Below are 282 nucleotides of genomic sequence, written 5' to 3'. Positions count from 1 at the left end.
TTGCGTAAACCTTTTCGGGAAGACCAGATATTTCAGGCAATGGAGAAACATTTGGGAGTGCGTTATATTTATGAGGATTCGAGCCAAAAGTTGCCGATTGTCTCAGAAACAGAGGTGTTAAATGAGGAAAGTTTTCGGGCTTTGTCCCCAGAATTGTTGGTTCAATTGCGAAGGGCTATTGTCAGTGCTAACAAAAAGGAAATGGCTGCCGCAGTTGAGACAATTGGGTTAGAAAATACGGCTTTAGCAGAGGCGATCGCCCACTGTCTCCATAATTTTGAA

Annotated in this window: 1 pseudogene; it reads left to right on the top strand. The window is 43.3% G+C overall.

Annotated elements, in window-relative coordinates:
- A pseudogene (locus JUI58_RS00215) lies at positions 1 to 282 on the top strand (hybrid sensor histidine kinase/response regulator); the annotation flags it as partial.

Source organism: Spirulina sp. CCY15215 (assembly GCF_016888125.1).
Lineage (GTDB): Bacteria > Cyanobacteriota > Cyanobacteriia > Cyanobacteriales > Spirulinaceae > CCY15215.
This window is presented reverse-complemented; position numbering and strand designations above follow the sequence as displayed.